This is a genomic window from Yersinia sp. 2466 StPb PI (genome assembly GCF_041538325.1).
GTDB lineage: Bacteria > Pseudomonadota > Gammaproteobacteria > Enterobacterales > Enterobacteriaceae > Yersinia > Yersinia enterocolitica_E.
Window position 1 is genome coordinate 621,123 of the sequence record NZ_JAULSL010000001.1, and the last position, 17,954, is coordinate 639,076.

A 17,954-nucleotide genomic window follows, 5' to 3' on the forward strand; every position below is an offset into this window, starting at 1 on the left:
TTGTCTGTTTTTTTGATTTTTAGAGGTTTTTAAGAAAATGGAATTATTATTTTTTTAGCTTTTCATGGTTTTTTAATCATAGTTAATGATGCCTTAAAAAAGCACAATAACAATTATGATGTTCTGAACTTGGTACGATAAAAAGAGCTTTGCGTTTATTTTTGCAAAGCTCTTGGAGTTAAAGTGCTGTTGCTAAATCTTTAAGGTTTCTATAGTTACGCAATGCCGCAATCCCATCTTCAACATGTGCCGCCCAAGCCTTAATCATATCCTTCTGTGCCAACTGCGGATAAAACATCTTCAACACCAATTCAGTAGTCTGCAATGTCTCCCCCAGCCACGTAATTTTATCCAGTGCCAGCGAGCCATCCAGCTTTTTACTATCCCGTTCCGGCGAATAGCGAAATTCACTCTCTACTGATCGAAAAAATGCTATGCGAGCTGCTACGTTCGGAGTGATCCCAGTGTAGCCCTTCAATTTTTTAAGCTGCTCTTCCGTCTGACGGCTGAGTTGCATTCTATTTGGAAGCATCAAACGGCCTCCTTAGTTAATTCCCAGAAATAACCTGGTTTTAAAGATGATGATTTTGTATGAGTATTAAATACGATTTCATATGCGTGAGAAATATCATCACGCAGCTGATCGACAAAATAACGTTCATCGACTTCAGTATCGGTAGAAAGAAGAACAACCTGATGACTGGCATAAGGGAAGTAATGGTTAATTAATTTATCCCTATGCTGAGAGTCCAGGCGACCTAGCGGCGTATCTATAATCACTGGTAAATCCCGACCAGAAGTTTTTGCAAGCGCTTCAAGAATAGCGATCGCATATATTTGTTTCTCACCAGCCGAAAGGAGCTTACGGTTAATCACAGTACCTTTTTCGTCAACAAGTTCGACATCAAATGTCTCAGGATTGATATGTGAGTAAAGTTGCAGGTCTTCTTTACGGGCCAGTTTACGGTAGGCAACTTCAAAGTTAGTTGACAGAGTTCTGACTCTGGCCTGAGTCAACACCTCGCTGTAGCGGTCGAGTAAATTGATCGTCTCTTGAGCATTTTTAAATGCGCTGCTAAAGCTATGTTGATTCCTAGTCGAGTCATGAGCTTTTTGCACCTGACGGACGCAATCCAGCTGTTGTTGTTTAGTTAGTTTTGCCTCTTCGAGAAGGGTGCGATATTTTTGTCGCTCAGCTTCCCGTTGGAGATCAAGTTTCCGCAGTTTCTCAAAGATGTCGAGCAACTGATCATCTTCCGGGGCGCGCGCAATATTTGCTGCGGCTTGATCTAGCTGTTGTTCTATCTCCGCGAGTAGGTTTCTATTAAGCTCAAAGCGTTGCCAGGCTTTTTTACTATCTTGCTGGATTGACTGTTGTAATACGCCCACTTCGCGTTCGGATATATCAAACAGTAAGTCACCTTTCGGCTTGGCTAGCATATATTCTTTGAGATTGTCCTCAATAGCTTCAGTAGCTATTTTTTTTGTACTGCTCTCACTACTGGAGCGTAAGGAAATATCACTTTTAAGCTGATACAAAAAAACTTTTAACTCTTTCTCGAAATTTATTGACTGTTTAATCAGCGTTTCGTCAGCAAGTTGATTTAACAACTGTGATAAAATATTCGGGGCTAGCGCATAAGGCAAAGTACCATCGCACTCATGCCGTAATTCTTTTTCCAATCGATCTTTTTCTTTTAGTAGCATCTCAACTTTTTGTTTTTCTTGTGTTTTTGTCTTCGCAAATGCTCCGCCTTGTGCATTAAGCATACCTTCATAACGACTAATATCGTTTGAAAGAAAATCGGTTCGTATTTTCGCAAAGTCAGCTTTTTCAAGTAAGGCTTCTGTTTGATGGGCCAATACTTTACTTTTAGCCTCAAGTTCAGATAATTGCTGCTGCTGAGGCTTTTCTAACTGGTTCGCTTGCTCACGCTTAACAAATATCACTAAGTCATTACGCAGTTTATCAATCAGATCTAAACCCAACAAACGGCGTACAGCAGTTCGCAGAATATTTCCGGATTCATCTTCCGCCAATTCTGCAATTTTCTCGCCATCAAAAAAGAAGAGATCAGCAATACCATGAGGAATTAGCTCGTTAAGGAATCCCTGACATTGGTCATAGTCCAGTTCACTGCGTGGTTGGCCATCTTCTTGCATTGAAAGTTTGTCTTTTTTGCCTTTTTTCCAACTGCGGGTCACAGTGAATTCTGATTCCTGACCGCCCTTATTGTAGGTAAAGGTCAGTTCGATCATTGCTTCTTCTGGCCGCTCAGTTGTATCAGCGCCGTTATGAATCAATTCGCTCAGTTGCTCAATGTAGTCCTGTTGCTGTGTGGAGGAGCCAAAGGCTAATCGGCCATAAAGGGCTAACCTAATGGCGGATAAAATCGAGGTTTTCCCTGCACCATTCAAACCACCAAATAAAATAATTGGGCGGGAATGTGCCTCATGAGAACGCGTTCTTGGGGCTAAGTCGATGGTATGAGAACCGCTGAATACTCTGAAATTGCTCAGCACTAGCTGCTTAATTAACACTTTCTTTTTCCTCGCTAACAGGAACAGTGAATTCACCAACATCAACAATTCGGCGTTGTAGTTCCTGAAGTTCTTTCTCCAGTTTTATAAGCTCTTCCTGATGAACATCACGCTCATTGCGAGTTTGCAGAGCTACCTGGTGCTGTTTAATCTCTTCCAGGCTACCCCAATCTTGTTTTAGGATTGTACCTAGTTTGTCAAAGATACCCTGGCGGCGACTAAGGCCTTCCATTGATACTTCAAGCTCGATCAGTTTCATAACCATTTCAGGTACAACATCAAATCCTTGGGCTATTTGCATAAGTAAATCAGCATCACTGGCATCAAATCGCGACTGGTCATCTACAACCCAATCCAAATCTTTTTGGTAGACCTCACGATAGATATCTGGCAAGGCGTCATACCAGTCAGGTTCATTCGGATCTTTTAACCATTCCTGGCGAATAGCGTGTAGTTCAGGTTGAGTGATTAGGGTGATATTGTGACCCTGAGCATTCATATCTCGTTCAATTTCCAGTAAATCTCTCAACCATTGCTGACGATATTTCATCCAGTAAGGACCAGGAACATGCTTACGTTCAGCACTTATTTCCTCACCGTCTTTAGCATATTGATAACTGACCTTGCCGCTACGACGCTTATAGTTTCGGTAAGTTTCCTTATTTACAGGATCGGTGGTGAATGCCAGAAGATCCCGGTATTTCAGCAACGGTGACATCCAGACTTCACCATTCTGGATCAGGCTTTCCATCGCCTTATCTTTTGTAACAACGGTACAGGTCCAGCAACCAAAGCGTGAACTTCCGCAAGATGGAGTACTGTCATCGATAACGAGTGGGCATTCCCCTTGCGCGGAAGAGTCCATATACAGCGTCCATAAAGGGCGATTGTTACCCCCCCATGGATTCTCCCACTCATCAATATCATCTGGGGAATAACGGAATGCACCTCGAAGTAATTTCCAGACGTCTTCAGTGTCCCATGTATCAATCGGGGTATATATAAAGGCATTAGCGAGCGTGGTGTGCCTTGCCAGGCGTGTGCCATCAATTTTATGTTTGGCTATGACCTGCGCACGGGATGCGCTTTCGCTACTGCGTGATCCGAGTACCACGATGACTTCATCAAATTGGCTGACTTTATCTTTGATAAAATCACTGACTGGGTTGATTTTCATTCGCTCAGTACACCAGCGGAAACTACGAGTTGGAGCCGGATAACCTTTACCCAGTAAATTAACCCAGAAGGTTTCGTGAGTTTTCGGCATGACTGAATGCTGAGTTATCGGTAGTCCAGCACGTTTTGCTCCTGCTTCAATTCTCAACATGGTTTTCTTGATCAAATCGACAACGACAGGGGTTTCTACCAGAGTGTCTGACGAGACAAGAAATACATCCTTCTGCCGCATAGCAGGAGGCAACCCTAGCAATGCGAGATATACCAAGGTAATAACTGCGCTGGAATCTTTGCCCCCACTATAGCCAATTACCCATGGGCGCTTATCAGCACAATAGATGCGTTGCACTTCTGACACATACTCTGCCAGGAACCTCCCGGCAAAAATTTCTTGATTGATAAAATCTTCATAATCGGCCAGATCGTAGGCCTGAATTAGTTTACTCATGAGGTGGCCATTTGAGCTTCAAGCTCTTGTTCTTCGCTTGAAAGGGGGAGCGATAAAGCGATTTTTAAAGCATTGCAAGTAAGCTGAATAGAAGCAGTCGTTTTACTTAGTTTACCATGTTGCATAGCGCGTTTGGTAAGGTCTGGATTACTTTTTCGCCAGTCGAATTCTCTAAGTACAGTTATTTTTTTTTGCCATAAATCAGGATGTCCAGACAGTAAGCAGTTTCCTAACAACCCTAGAGCTTGGAGTCCTATACCGTGTGCATGGACATACTCTTGGCGAAGATGTGCTGGAGATACTTCTTTTTTTGCAGCTAATTGCCAGTCTGGCATGACATGATATATAGCTTGCCAATAAAGGGCCGCAAGGTCAGAACACTGTTCTACATCGTTGGCTTTGGGAGCTTTACCTAGCAGGGAACGAGTAGCTTGCTTGATGCTGCTGAGCGTAAACAGTTTATTGGAGAATTTACTGATGCTAGATTTTTCCATTTCAGTCAAACCTATAAAAGGCTCGATATTCATTGCCAGGTACCGTGATAGATTTGAGCTGATATCTCTATGGTCATAGAGAGTCGCTAGAGAAGGACTTGGTCTGATCGCATACTTATTCAAATCAGCAAACATTTGCTGACTACGTTTAAGCCCCTCATCTACAAAGAATAAGACAGGGATATTATCTTGACCAAGCTCTGGTCGTTCTTCTAAAGCATCCTCTATTGCTTTTCTACGATGCTGCCCATCGTTTATTAAAATTTGGGCTTCCATAGGTACGCGTAAAGTCCCTAAATTGTTGGAACCAGCAAATTCATCAAACTGTACATCAACTGCAATTGAGGCAGTAAGAGCAGAAAAAACATAATCACTAGGATTTTCAAGCAAGTAACGGACCATCTCGGGAATTCGAGCTTTGTTCAGAGTTCGTTGGGCACGCAATTCAGGTGGTACTTCATTTTCATCAAAACTGAATATTTTGGGGATGATTCGCATCGGGCAGGTTGCAATGTAGAAGGGGCGTCCAGCTTGTATCCCTCGGACTGCTGGAAAGGAGTAGCAATAATCTGTATCAAAATTCGCCATGCTGCATTTCCCTGATAATTGGTATAAGCATAATTTTTTTTACGTAAAATTTCACGTTTAATCTTGGTATTATATGTTTTTTTACGTAAAAAATAAATGGTTTTGCTGCTTTCTAATATGCCGTCGAGGAGCAACGATAATACTTAATTTTTGTATACATAATGATCAATGTGTTGATGGAATTACTATGTAGCTAACTAAATTCTCTTGTTTATTGAGTGTAATCTAGAATGTAAGGGGGCATTTGGTCATTGTCTAGGTAGCGGTGGAGAGTCTTAATTATTGAAAATGTCTATTCTTATCAATTAAATAGATTTTTATAGCGATTTTGGTGAAATTTTGACAACTGTCAATATCTAGTAGTATCTCAAAAATCATTACTCACGCTAATTCTGCCTACCTGCGAATATCTTTATCTAACCAAATCAGCAATCAGTATAGTTGATGTAGTCGACGACAAAAGAATTCGAGAAATACCCAAATGGCTACCAGTAGAGTAACACTGAGATTTAGCATAATATCCCAGTTAATAAGTATCAGTAAAAGAGTGAACCGGATATGGACTTGGGGAATAAGTCGTCTTTAATCAGTTTGTAAAACCACTTGTCTGTAAGTTTTGTTGGGCTGAATGAAAAAGTCATTGGTGCCTTCATTTAAGAATACATGTGCTCCTAATTGGAGGCACCACCGTTTTTTATAGCCAGTTGATCAGGAATGCCGACTTAGACATTTTTATTACCCTCTCGGTACTGCCAGTTTCCCCAAGAGCGGTAACCTATTCCACCTAGATAAATTTAACAAGGTGATTTAATGTCTCGATTTGGCCTACATTGTTCATCACTCGGTCCATTTGACATCTATTATCCTACGGCTGATGTTGAGGTGACTGCTGAATATGTATCGATTCTCTGATCGTTAAATCGCCAACAATCGATAGCAAGTTCCATCATTAAACATTGCCTTGCCACTATATTTTCAGCCGACCATTGTTGATATTTATAGTTATAATGTTCTTTAAAACGATTTAATGCCGTGTCGATTCCAATGGAATATGAATCGTTAAGCAGGCGCGTCATAAGTATTTCAGAACTGGTATACTGCTGTTGTTTTCGAGAAAACCATTCAGTACTTAAATCGTTAAAGTTATTTACGGCCTGGTTTATTGTTCCTTCAAGCAAGGTAACATTCCCCAGTTTATATACAAAAATTGAATGCTTATCGTCAGAAAAATCACTTTCAGTAGGTAAATTTTTGACCGTCTGGGGGAGAATATGCTCGATCTGCAATTGCTGAATAGCCATCTGATTTTTCTGCGGGAAACAGCAAAGCTGGCGAATATGGTTTTCTAATTTACCGAGGATGAAACGCTCACGATATTGTGGCGTAAAATGATAATGCGCAATAAGTGAAAATTGCTGCTTAAAATCGGCCAAACGTTCACTAATAAAAGGTACCAGAGTGGTCGAGACAACCTTAGCGACATCTTCTTTGGTATTCATTTTACGCAGTTTTGCTGCCCACTGGGTAAAACGCTGCTCATAGGTTTTAGTCTGAATCCCCATGGTGTTGGCAAAGAATAAAAAGCTTTCGAGTTGTGCTCCTAGATAATCTATAACGTCATCAGGGCAATTTACGTCCAGTGCCATTAGCAATACCAGATGCTGGCGTGAGCGGTATTTATTAATGTAACCGATGTTACTAACGTGAGGAAAACGGGTATCCTCGCGCCAACTGGCGGCTTCGTTTGTTGCATTTACCAGGCTGGCGTAGCGTTCTGAGAGTTTCTCCAATTCTTTAACCAGAACTACAGGCTGCGATTCATATTTAAGCTGGTTTTCACCCTCGGTTGAAATAATCCACTTATAAATATCATCTTCCCGCAAAATACCATGATGATAACGTGACATTAAAAAATAACGCAAAAAACGAAGTGGGTTATCACTCTCACCACAGGCTTCAAGGTTGTTGGTTATCGACTTCCAGATAGTCTTGATTTGTACGAATTGAGTCTCTTTTGCCTGCCTGAAAAGCAGATTTTTAACCAAATCCATCGCGTTGAGACTAGCTCCACGCTGGTTGATAGTTTCAAATATTTTTAGTGCACTACTGAGATTCTCAGATTCAATCACAACCAGTTCAACTTTTGTCAGAAAAAAACGAGAGAAAGAAATGAGGTTATCCATTCCTTCTCCTTCTTCTAACTGACCAGAAAGATATGCGTGAATATGGTGATAAGCACCAGCCATTTTCTTGACTGAGGCTGTTTCCGCAAGACCGTCGATTTCTCCCTTTATAAGTTGAGTCATAAATCCTTGACTCTCATCATACTGGAGGTCAAGGCGGATTTGGACTTCATCACTATTGATATCGTAACTGGATAGCCATTCATCAATAGTTTTCAGGTACTCCTGACCTTTTTTATCCAAGGTATCTTTGCGTTCTTTGAGTAAATTGCGTAGAGCACACATGGTGATGACAATGGTGGTCAGACGTTGCTGTCCATCAATAACATCATATTTTTCACCATTTTTAACGATGATAATTGAGCCGAGGAAATAACCACTTTGATCTTTCTGATCCGGCTGGTATTCGTTATCCAGATCGATGAGAAACTGTTCAACCTGATCGTCAACCTTCCAGACATACTCGCGCTGATAGTCCGGTACCAGAAAGTAATAATCATTTAATTTTGTGATACTTTTTACATCGGCTTCAATTTTCAAGTGATGTCCTTACAGTAAACGGGTCTTGCCGATTAATAGTTCTTGCATCATAGCATGTTTGATTTGACGTATTTTTTCCAGGTGTTGTTCAAGTGCCGGAGTATCGGCATCCCTATGCAAGTAAACGCTACGAAACGTAGCTTACTCAATGGTCATTACTCAACTGGCTTCCTTCGTATACAGGTGCTATTGGCATTGAGGGCACGTCTTTGGCCCACGGTATTCATGTTGGCAGAGTACACAGAAATAAATCCTGTGTGGCAGAGTAGCCCTTGGTAGTGGTTGAGTTATGATAGGGCTCAGCTATGTTTAAGGTACGGATTGTTTGTGAAAAGTTTGATGCTGCTCTTATATGGTATCGGTATTGACAACCCCTCTCCGATTGGACATCGGGATGCTGCTGGTCATAAATGAATAAACGGCCAGTAAAATAAGTATGCAGCAATTCCAACGGATTATGGCAAGAAGGGCAGGAACCTGAAGATAGGTGTGTGCTATTAACTTGCTGGCCCTGTGCCGTTAGGGCCGTTCTGATGTGTTGATACATGATTACATCAGCACCCCATCTTTCTGATAAAAATCGTTTTGTCTGCCGTTATCCGGTTTCTGAACGGCACAGTTGCATCCACGCAGAGTATTTGCGTCGGTGAAAAATGTCGGATACCGACCTGAGTACTTATTCAGCTCAGGCTGGCACCCGGCGCTTCGGTATCATGAGGCCAAGTGAAACATTTCTAGACGGGCAACTGGTGGTTCTGTCGCATTAAGGCGTCGTCAGGTAACATGCTGTTTTTTTTACGATGTTGCCTGCCGATGTCTCTCATCCGAAAAGCCTTCAGTCGGCTGCATTATCCCACTGATGTTATCGCTCAGTGTGTTCGCTGGTATCTCGCTTAGCCTCCTGCAATATACCGCTGCGCCCGGTGTTATTCGGTTGCAGCGGCGGGGAGTGGAGGTTTTTAGGGCTTAGATATTAGAATCCCGGCCAATTGGCCGGGATTCTAATATCAGTTCAGAAGATCTGTTGATACGTTGCCAGTATCGAAGAACTCTTTAAAGATCCTGACAACAAGATCAAAGTCCTTTGTAAGTTGGTGTTCAGGCCAGTAATTACCAAGAACCATGACACTTTCCCCAGATGAGAAGGCTTTATCCCATATGGATCTTACATCTCCCCCAGTCTCATCATATTCAAGCAAAGTAACTAGATAAAAACCATTCTCTGCCTCAACACTGAGTCTTTCAGGCCCAACATCTGGAGCATTAATAATCCTGATATTTACGCTACCACTACTATTTTTCAAAACATTTAAAAAATCGATCACATCAGACCATAAAGGGGATTCCCGTCTGACATGCCTTTCACCAGCACATAAACGAGAAAGTTCATAATTCATCATCATTTTGCTGGCCCTCTGTTCTCTATTTTGTTCATCCCTTGCTGCCAAAAAAGAACGTTACCTGTTGCTTCCTCGTATAGCGATCAAGGGGCGCAATATACCAGCGCCCAGTTCCAGTCCTGTCAGCAGGAACTGGATGTTACAGGTAGTATGAGCCGAAAAGGTAACTGCCTGGATAATGCTGTTACGGAGAGGTTTTTCCGCAGCCTGAAAGCTGAGAGGGTTAACTATCGTCGTTATGAAACTCGAAGTCAGGGTATTGCAGACGTTATCAATTATATCGACAGTTTTTATAATCTGAAGCGGCGGCATTATCGGCTGGGAAATATATCGCCTGATGAATATGAACGCCGACTCCAGCAATGTGCCTAAATCCGTGTCCGGTTTTAGTTGACCGTTACAGAACATCACCTTTACCCCTCAACCGATCCCAGAGTTGACGCTGGCAGGCGGCGCGTTGGGATTTGCCGCTGGCACCCCGTTGCAACTGACGCTCCAGTATCACCAGCGCTGAACAAGTTGATGTTACCGCCGCGCCTGGTGTTATTCGGTTGTGGCGGCGGGAAGTGGGGGGATTTAGGGCTTAGAAGAAGGAACCCCGGCCAGTTGGCCGGGGTTAAAATTTATTTGATTTTGTCTAAAATATTATTGACTATCGGTATTACAGAACTAACCCATTGATCTTCCTCAACGGTATACAAAAGCAATTCGATCTCATTCTCCGCATTAAATAGCATTGTATGGAGCCATTTTTCCTCAACAGCCACAATTTGGCTTTCCGCAGCATAAATTTCTGATTGAATGCTTTGTACCGTTATTTTCCCTTCAAGGAAGTTTTTACAAGAGTTTTGTAAACTCTCGATTACCTCAGGATAAATCCAACTCATTGTCCACTCCTACGAAGGATAGTAACAATAACATTACTGTTGTTTTCAGTGACTACACCTACGTCACCACTCCAATAAGTGGTTCTAGTTACACCATTAACGACACTATTTTGGGGATTTCCTTCTTTGATAACACTTTCAACCATATTCGGCGTTATATTCCTCCCAGGGCCAGTTGTGCCTGCTGGAGAACCTAGACTAGATGGCTGCATTCTATCAACAGCATGTTGTGAATACAGACGATCACCTATTTGTGCATATTGTCGCCCATCAACTGTAACCTTTTGATAGTTTTGCCAAGAGTCCCAAGGTAACTTTTCAGAACTATTAGGTACGTTTTCTGATGAGGTTTGCTCATTACTATGCTCTATTGATTCACTATTCCTCGCATTCTCCTCATCCTCCGGCCCCCACCCTCCCGGTGTTCCTGAACCCGCCCCTCCAATCTCTTTCTTCTGTTCATCCGTCAGATCCTTGCCGATATTCGGATTCTGGCTACCGTTAGAGTCTGATTGATTCTGCGCTGCAACCACCGCCAACAGCACACAGCTTGCATTTTTCAGACAGGCCGCGTCTAACCCTTCCTTCACTTTCTTGGTCAGCGCCAGCGCGGCTTGCTCGTTAGCTCCGCCTTTGCCTGCTTCGGCCATCGCGGCGGCGTTCAGCGTTTCTTGCGCCATCATCTGCGATATGAGGCCAAGACTGGTCATATTGTTGCTGAGTTCGTTCTTACCTGCCTGCGCACCGGATACCGCGCCAGCAGTATCACCACCGGCCAAGCCGCCAGCCAGACCCGCCGCCAAGCTACCCAGTGCAACCAGCGTTTGCTTCTGCTCTTCGCTCAGTTGGCTGACCGGAATATCACCGTACAGTGATTTCTTGATGTTTTCACCGATCAGCGCCGAGGTTGCCGCACCCGCAGCTCCCGCCAGACCGCTGTTACCACTGGCCTGCGCCACCACTGCGCCCAGAACCGCATGAGCCATGACTCGACTGGCTTCATCCGGCGCGTACTGTTTTATGATTTCCGCCAGATACGGCGCTGCAGCACCACTCAGCGCCTGCGCCATATTCCCACCCGCCAAGCCTTGCACCGCCGCCGTAGCAGCTTGGATGCCTTGCTGCAATGCGCTGCCAGTGCCGTATTGGGTTTGTGTGGTTTTATAGGCGGAAGTGCTGGTTAGCAGCTTGTCATACACCGCTCGCTCTTCCGGTGTCGCGTCTTGGCCTGGTGCCTTGATGCCTTTCGCTTCCAGCTCCGCTTTACCGGCGTTTGTCGCCAGGATCTTACCTTGCGTTGCCGCAATGTCTATCGCCTGGCTGCCGATTTCACCGATAAGTTGCGCTTCCCGCAGGCGATTTTGTTCTTTCTCTTTATCAAAGATAGGGGAGAGCGCATTGTTGGCGTGTTCAACATCACGGCTCAGGTCATCAACATTTTGCTGTTGCTTATCCGTGTCACGCACCGTGATAGTGCCATCGGAGACGGCGGCATGGGTGGTGCTGTCGGCGTGGCCTTCATTGTTAGCGCCAACTAACAAGCCGTTGGCCATATTCCCGGCAAACTGACCGCCGATGCTACCGCCGGTACTGATGCCCACACTTTGATGCTCAACCTTGAAGTCCGCTTTATTAACGATATCACTGAACCCCAGCGTGCCGGTATCCAGCGTGTTTTTATCTGCGGTAGCCGTTGAGCCAATCACTGCACCGTCGAGCTGAGTATGCTCGCCCACGGTGATATCAAAGCCACCTTTACCGGCAAAGATACCCGTCTGCTCCTGCACCGAGTCAAAGTTGCTGTGCATTTTATCGCGGCTGGTATTGATGCTGGCACTGCCGGTCATCGAACCAAAATTGAAGCTGCCACCGACACTGGTGTCTTGCTGCTTCGAATCGTAACGGTCACTGTCTTGCTGGCTTTGCAGCAGCAGGTCACGCCCCACATCCACCTTGACGGTTTCCCCACTGACCTGCGCGCCTTGCAGCACCGCATCGCGGCCACTGGTGATGTTAAGCTGGTTACCGGCGTTGACTGTGGTTTCCGTGTGAGTCACACCGTTGCCGCTTTCGCTGCCTTTACCCTTGTTCAGGCTGGCAGAAATATTAATGCCCCAGCCGCCCTGACCGGCACCTATTCCCACACCCAATGAGCCACCGCTGCTTTTGTTACTGCCGTCCAGCGTCTGGGTCTCTTGTGTTGATTGCAATATCACATCGCGATTGGCCGTCAGACGGGTGTCTTTACCCGCCTGTAACTGGCTGCCCTGCAAAACAATATCGCCATCCGCTCCTTTCACGCCGTTACCGGTGGCGGTGATATTCAGGTTATTACCGGCGGTCAGTGTGCTGCCTTGGTGGGTGGTTTGATTAACGGTTTGTTCTGATTTTGACGACTGGCTGCCATAAGACAGGCTAATGCCAATAGCATTTTGGTCACTGGCATTCACTGCGGCCAGTTGCCCACCTTGCACCGCCTGAACACCACTCAATGCCGCTTTGACGCCTTGCAATGCGGCCAGGCGACCATTGCTTTCTTCACTGGCGGCTTTGGCGGTGGTAACCGCAGTATTGAGGGCGCTGCCAACCGCGCCAGACAGTGCCAGTGTCAGGCCGCTACTTTTTTGCTCAACGCTGTGGGTCTGGCTGCTTTGATTCTCCGCCGCCAAAATAGCGACGTTTTTACCGGTCAGACTGATGTCTTTACCGGCCAACACCTCGGAGCCTTGCACCGTCAGGTCTTCACCGGCGGTCATGCTGACATTGCCCAGCACACTGCCCACCGTGCTGCCCACGTTGGAGATAGATTTGCCAGTGTCGGTGGTTTTTTGGCTGTTGCTGCCCACCGTGACACCAATGCCGCCGGTGCTCATCAGGCCGGATTTTTTCTGCTCGAACAGGTGAGATTCGCTCTCGCTCTGTTGCGCCGTGCCGACGGTAATGTTTTCTTTCGCCCGCAAGTTAATATCATTATCGGCCACCACGTTACTGCCGATGACCGCGATATTTTTGCCACTGACATCGATAGAACCGGCTGACAGCATGGAGCCGACCGCCAGTGTCTGGCTAATACTGTCTTCGGTACGCGTGGTGGTGCTGGAGGCCAGCCCTTTTTTGGTGCCGGTATGAGTGCGCTGCGCATCATGCTGTTCAGTCTGGGTAGTGAGGGTGACATCGCCGCCCGCCGCCAGATTCAACGCACCGTCGGTTTGTACCGCACTGGCACTGATATTGATGTCTTTTGCCGTCTGCAAATTGATATCGCCGGTGGCGTTCAACTGGCTGCCGCGCAGCGTTTCATCGTAGAGATCCACTGAACTGGTATGGCGCTTGCTCGACGATTCGCCAGTGACGTGCAGGCTGTCGGTCGCTGCACTGAGGTTAATATTCTGCGCCTGTATATCAATGGTGTTGACATTAATATTAGCGCCTACGGCAGTTAAATTGTCGACGTTAGCGGTTAGCGCGCCGCCGACATTCACCTCGCTGCCCAGATGGCGGATATGCTCACTGGTCGAACTGCCATAACCATAATTCGCACTTATCTGGTCGCTGCTTTGTACGGTATTCAACAGCCAGTCGCCGCCGGTATTCACCTGAAGATCCTGACCCACATTGAGGCTGGCACCTTGCAGGATAAAATCACGTTCGGTATTGATAGTCGCGTTATGACTGACATTGATACTCGCCAGCGGCCCCAGTACGGTTTGGCTGCGCTGAACCGCACCATTATCACTGCTGAGTTGCTCACTGCTGGTGCGCAGGATCACATCGCGGCCGCTATCGAGTTGCAGGTTGGTGGCATTTAACCGCGCGCTGGTCAGGTCAATATCGCTGTTCAGTGTACTGAGCAACATATTATTACCGGCCTGAAGCAAGCCGCCACGGTTATTGAGCGTGATGTCCTGCGCCATGCTGATGCTCAGGTCATTGCTGGCTTTAATCGCCCCCTGATTGGTGAAACCCTGCATATCGGTTAATTCGATATTATTCGCGGCAATCAATGCCCCGTTGGCACGCAAGTCGCCTGGTTTCACTCCCGCCAGATACACCACCGGTACCAACACGGTTTGCCCGGCAACGTCACGGCTTTCCATCAGCACGATATTACTGGTCAATGCCGCCATCTGTTCCGCACTGAGGTGGGTGCCGAGGGCAAGATTGAACGTCTTGCTGTATTCGAGGCCCGCGGCAAACAGTTGCTCGAACTGCTCTTGGGCGCTGCGGTAATTACTGGCCACCGCCTGACCGGTCAACGCTAGCACCTGATCGCGCACCAGACGCTGTTCATAGGCGTTATCCCCCAGGCGTTTGAATATCACATCCGGGTTACTATTCAACTGTTGGAGTACGTAGTCTGATCCACGCCAGTTATTCAGATTGGCAAACGCCGGGTTAGTTTCAATCAGATAACCGCCGCTGACGGTGTAGTCGGTATTGAACTTATACAGTCCACCGTTGGGCTGTGTCAGCGAGATACCGTTAAACTCGATGGCGATATCTTTCCCGCTATTGTCGCTACCTGTAGGGGGCGCAATGGCACCAGGGTTGGCACCGTTATTGATCGTGGTGCCACTGCCGCTGAGGGTTTGTGCGGTAATACTGGAGGCATATTGGTTAGTCGCGTGCTCTTTGACCTCTGGCCCCCAACTTCTGCTCCACAAGCCGCCTTTATAGTTACGGTAATTCCACTGACCGCTGGAGGTGGTGCGTTCGATCAGGCGTTGTGCGCTGCCCCAGCCATCCTGTTGCAAAGTGACGCCAGAGAGTGAAATCTCGCCCTGTGCGCTCACTTTACTCCAGAAGTTTTCCAGCGTGCTGACCTGCGGCGTCAGGTTCCCGCCGGCCAGCAGTTGTGCCTCTGGGCTGATTTGATCAATGCTGTTATAGGCAATAGTCGACGTATAATCGGTGCCGATATAATCGCTATTATTTGCCCCGCCATGTTCGGGTTCACTGTAGCGTCCGCCTGGAATATCAGGGTTTTCTTCTGTCCAGACCGCCGACCCATTCACGGTGTCGGCCACAACAAAGTTACTATTGGCGGTGAGAATATGACGGCGATTGGTCAGCGTCGTGGCGTAAATCAACATATCTTTGCCGGATTCAATCAAACCCGAAATATTGAGCACCTGAGCCGCCGCCAGATAATTGCCGCTATTGTCCAACGCACCGGCAAAGATAACCTTGCCCATGCCTAAAAGGGTGGTGGTTGGGGCGGAATCAGTGTTGGTGACGGTATCACTGTTTTCAATTACCGGTGCCAACAAGGCTAAGGTGCCGTTTTCATCGGTGGCACCGATCAGGGCACCAGGGCCGGAGTTGGTAATACGCTCCCGTGCTTTAAGCGTGGCTTCGGCACTGATCAGGGTGCCGGTGTTGAACAGGGTATTGGAGTCGGTATCAAGTCGCCCGCGGGTTAATATCTCACCACGGTTAATTAATGCGCCCGCTGCCCTGAGGCTGGCTTGCGTCGCAATAATATGGCCACTATTGAGCAAGCTGCTTGAGCCGGTGCTGAGTTTGCCGCCCGCTAATAACTGCCCGTCATTGGTTAACGCGCCGCGGGTGGTTAAGGTTAAATCATGTCCGGCCTGCAGTGTCGAGTCGGCCAGATTGCTGAAATCACGCTGTAAATCAAGGGTCAGATCCTGACTGGCGGTAACCTTACCGGCGTTATTGTCAAGCTGGCCCAGATTCAATGCGATGTTATTCGCCGCCAGTGTGCCACTTTGGTTATTGAGGGTTTGCCCGGCACTTGCCCCCGCATTAATGGTCAGCGTTCCAAGGGCGAGAATATTGGCGCGCTGCGTACTGATATCGCCACTGTTGGCGGTGATGTCTATCTCTCGGGCTTGGGTATGGCTGTCGGTCAAATCAACCCGGCTACCGGTTAGCGTCATTGCACCGGCGGCGAGGGTCTGCCCTTGCGCGATCAGCTCCTGACGGGTGGTTACCCTCAAGTCACCGCTATCCATCAGGCGGCCATCACTGTGTACGCCCGCCGCTAACAGGCTGCCCCCGTTGCTATCCAGGCGCTGTGCATTGACCGCCACATTGCCTTTAGAGAGCAGGGTGCCACCCCGGTTATCGACATCACCCGGCAGATTCAGGTTGAAGTCCGTGGTACCGGTTTGCGCTATCACGCCGCCAACATTGGAGAGCGATTGGGCGTTCAGCGTGACCCTCTCCGCAATCAGTCTGGCGCTGTCGGTACGTAACAGCGCGGCGGTCGACGCAGACAGGTTGCCACTGGCTAGCAGTTCAGCGCCGGTGAGATCGATAGCGCCACCTTGTGCGGTGAGTGTCAGGTCACGGCTCTGTGTTTGGCTGCCACTCAGATCGATACTGTGCGCGTTAAGCACTTGCGCCGTCCCGCTAATATTTTTGCCTTGGGCGGTTAACTGCCCGCTGGCATCAACGCGCAAGGTGCCACTGGTGATCGCGCTGTTGTCGGACTTGACACCGGCACCCAGTACCGAGTTGCGGCTACTATTGACTTCTGCCGCGCGCAGCGAGGTATCACCCGCCGCCGCGACAGTACCGGTGTTATTCAACTTGCCTGCGGTGGTGAGCTGGGTATTGCCCTGCGCATAGAGCACACCTGCGTTCGCTATACCGGCGGCGGTCTTCACCGCCAGATGTTGAGCACTGTTGATCTGACCGCTGTTGACCAGCATGCCATCCGCCGTGATAGTGATATCACCGGCTGACGCCCCTATCTCACCGGCATTGCGCACCCCGACACCGGTTTCAGTCCCGATCAGGCGAATTTTACCGGCGTACATGCCACCCAAATTGGCGACATCCACCGCCACGGTAGGGCGGGCGCTGCCATCGTCGGCTTTGGTGGTAATATTTTGGTGCGCGGCGTCAACCTGATTGCGTCCGGCGGTGACTTTTAGATCATTGGCCCAGATACCGGCATTGACTTTAACCGAACGGGCGATCAGGTCGGTATGGTCCTGACGGCTGCTGTCCAGACCTTTGCCCTGAATAACAATCTCACCCCGATCGACATCGTAGCCAGTGAGTTGGCCGTTATTGAGCTGTGCCTGACCGGTGGTTAAGGTCGCACGGTTGGCGTTGATAAAGCCGCAGCCATCACAAGTAATGCCTGATGGGTTGGCGATAACCACCTGCGCTTTGCGGCCAGCGACCTCGATATAACCGTTAAGTTTACTTGGGTCGCGGCTGTTGACTTCGTTGAGGATAATACTGGCTTCACCGCGCGCCAGCGACGGATTACCGTTGACAAAACCGCCGAGTTGGGTCTGGTTGACACCGTGGCCGTTATTGAGGATCACGCCGCGATTATCAACATCGAACTGGCTGTAAACGTTACGCGAAACCCCACCGCTACTGGGTGTCTGGATATTGACCTGTGGCGTACCGTTGGCACTGCTGATAATGGTCGGCTGTTGGTTACCCGGCGCACTGGCATCGGCGACAATATTGGCTTGCGCGGATAACGAGACGCAGCCCAAGGCCAGTAACAGACTAAAACTCAGCGACGATAAGGTACTGATACGGCGGCGTTGAGTATGTCCAAGACCTGATGAGGGCGACGAGGCGGCCCGACCGGAGGCGGCGATATCGGCTACCACCATTAATAAGCCACGCGCCTTGTTAAATACGATACGGTACAGGTTCTTATTCATGGTGACTCTCAACAGCTAAAGGGTTAATAAGGTGCA

General features: G+C 47.7%; 10 protein-coding genes and 1 pseudogene. 2 read left to right on the forward strand and 9 right to left on the reverse strand.

From position 1 onward, the window contains the following. Positions 1–178: 178 nt before the first annotated feature. The 6 genes from dndE to Q2T72_RS02880 form a co-directional block, all read right to left on the reverse strand. Positions 179–532, reverse strand: coding sequence for a DNA sulfur modification protein DndE (gene dndE / locus Q2T72_RS02855; RefSeq protein ID WP_372568599.1), 354 nt, complete (start codon positions 530–532; stop codon positions 179–181). Continuing rightward, positions 532–2,541: a DNA sulfur modification protein DndD gene (gene dndD / locus Q2T72_RS02860; RefSeq protein WP_372568600.1), complete on the reverse strand. Its 2,010-nt coding sequence runs from the start codon at positions 2,539–2,541 to the stop codon at positions 532–534. The genes dndE and dndD overlap by 1 nt, the downstream gene beginning before the upstream one ends. Next, positions 2,531–4,165, reverse strand: coding sequence for a DNA phosphorothioation system sulfurtransferase DndC (gene dndC, locus Q2T72_RS02865; protein ID WP_372568601.1), 1,635 nt, complete (start codon positions 4,163–4,165; stop codon positions 2,531–2,533). The genes dndD and dndC overlap by 11 nt, the downstream gene beginning before the upstream one ends. Beyond that, positions 4,162–5,247, reverse strand: a complete 1,086-nt coding sequence (dndB, locus tag Q2T72_RS02870) for a DNA sulfur modification protein DndB (protein WP_372568602.1) — start codon at positions 5,245–5,247, stop codon at positions 4,162–4,164. Before dndB ends, dndC begins: the two co-directional genes overlap by 4 nt. A gap of 860 nt (positions 5,248–6,107) precedes the next feature. Further along, positions 6,108–7,970: a DUF262 domain-containing protein gene (locus Q2T72_RS02875; protein ID WP_372568603.1), complete on the reverse strand. Its 1,863-nt coding sequence runs from the start codon at positions 7,968–7,970 to the stop codon at positions 6,108–6,110. Between the two features lie 186 nt (positions 7,971–8,156). Beyond that, positions 8,157–8,273 (reverse strand): putative zinc ribbon protein, encoded by a 117-nt coding sequence (locus tag Q2T72_RS02880; protein WP_144417059.1) that lies wholly within the window; start codon positions 8,271–8,273, stop codon positions 8,157–8,159. A 510-nt stretch (positions 8,274–8,783) separates the two neighbouring features. On the opposite strand from Q2T72_RS02880, the pseudogene Q2T72_RS02885 reads away from it, so the two are divergent. Further along, positions 8,784–8,864, forward strand: a pseudogene (locus Q2T72_RS02885) (IS6 family transposase); the annotation flags it as partial. Between the two features lie 113 nt (positions 8,865–8,977). Here the strand turns inward: Q2T72_RS02885 and Q2T72_RS02890 are convergent. Next, positions 8,978–9,418, reverse strand: a complete 441-nt coding sequence (locus Q2T72_RS02890) for a hypothetical protein (RefSeq protein WP_372568604.1) — start codon at positions 9,416–9,418, stop codon at positions 8,978–8,980. Here Q2T72_RS02890 and Q2T72_RS02895 point away from each other — a divergent pair. Then, positions 9,398–9,742: an IS3 family transposase gene (locus Q2T72_RS02895; protein ID WP_372568605.1), complete on the forward strand. Its 345-nt coding sequence runs from the start codon at positions 9,398–9,400 to the stop codon at positions 9,740–9,742. The two genes, Q2T72_RS02890 and Q2T72_RS02895, sit on opposite strands and share 21 nt — an antisense overlap. 251 nt (positions 9,743–9,993) lie before the next feature. Here Q2T72_RS02895 and Q2T72_RS02900 read toward each other — a convergent pair whose 3' ends face one another. Continuing rightward, positions 9,994–10,257, reverse strand: a complete 264-nt coding sequence (locus tag Q2T72_RS02900) for a hypothetical protein (RefSeq protein ID WP_372568606.1) — start codon at positions 10,255–10,257, stop codon at positions 9,994–9,996. Beyond that, positions 10,254–17,918: a hemagglutinin repeat-containing protein gene (locus tag Q2T72_RS02905; RefSeq protein WP_372568607.1), complete on the reverse strand. Its 7,665-nt coding sequence runs from the start codon at positions 17,916–17,918 to the stop codon at positions 10,254–10,256. Before Q2T72_RS02905 ends, Q2T72_RS02900 begins: the two co-directional genes overlap by 4 nt. Between the last annotated feature and the right edge of the window lie 36 nt (positions 17,919–17,954).

Excerpts from the sequence above, each read along its gene's own strand:
- dndE (WP_372568599.1), bottom strand. The coding sequence starts at position 532 with ATGCTTCCAAATAGAATGCAACTCAGCCGTCAGACGGAAGAGCAGCTT.
- Q2T72_RS02905 (WP_372568607.1), bottom strand. The coding sequence starts at position 17,918 with ATGAATAAGAACCTGTACCGTATCGTATTTAACAAGGCGCGTGGCTTA.
- Q2T72_RS02900 (WP_372568606.1), bottom strand. The coding sequence starts at position 10,257 with ATGAGTTGGATTTATCCTGAGGTAATCGAGAGTTTACAAAACTCTTGT.
- dndB (WP_372568602.1), bottom strand. The coding sequence starts at position 5,247 with ATGGCGAATTTTGATACAGATTATTGCTACTCCTTTCCAGCAGTCCGA.
- dndC (WP_372568601.1), bottom strand. The coding sequence starts at position 4,165 with ATGAGTAAACTAATTCAGGCCTACGATCTGGCCGATTATGAAGATTTT.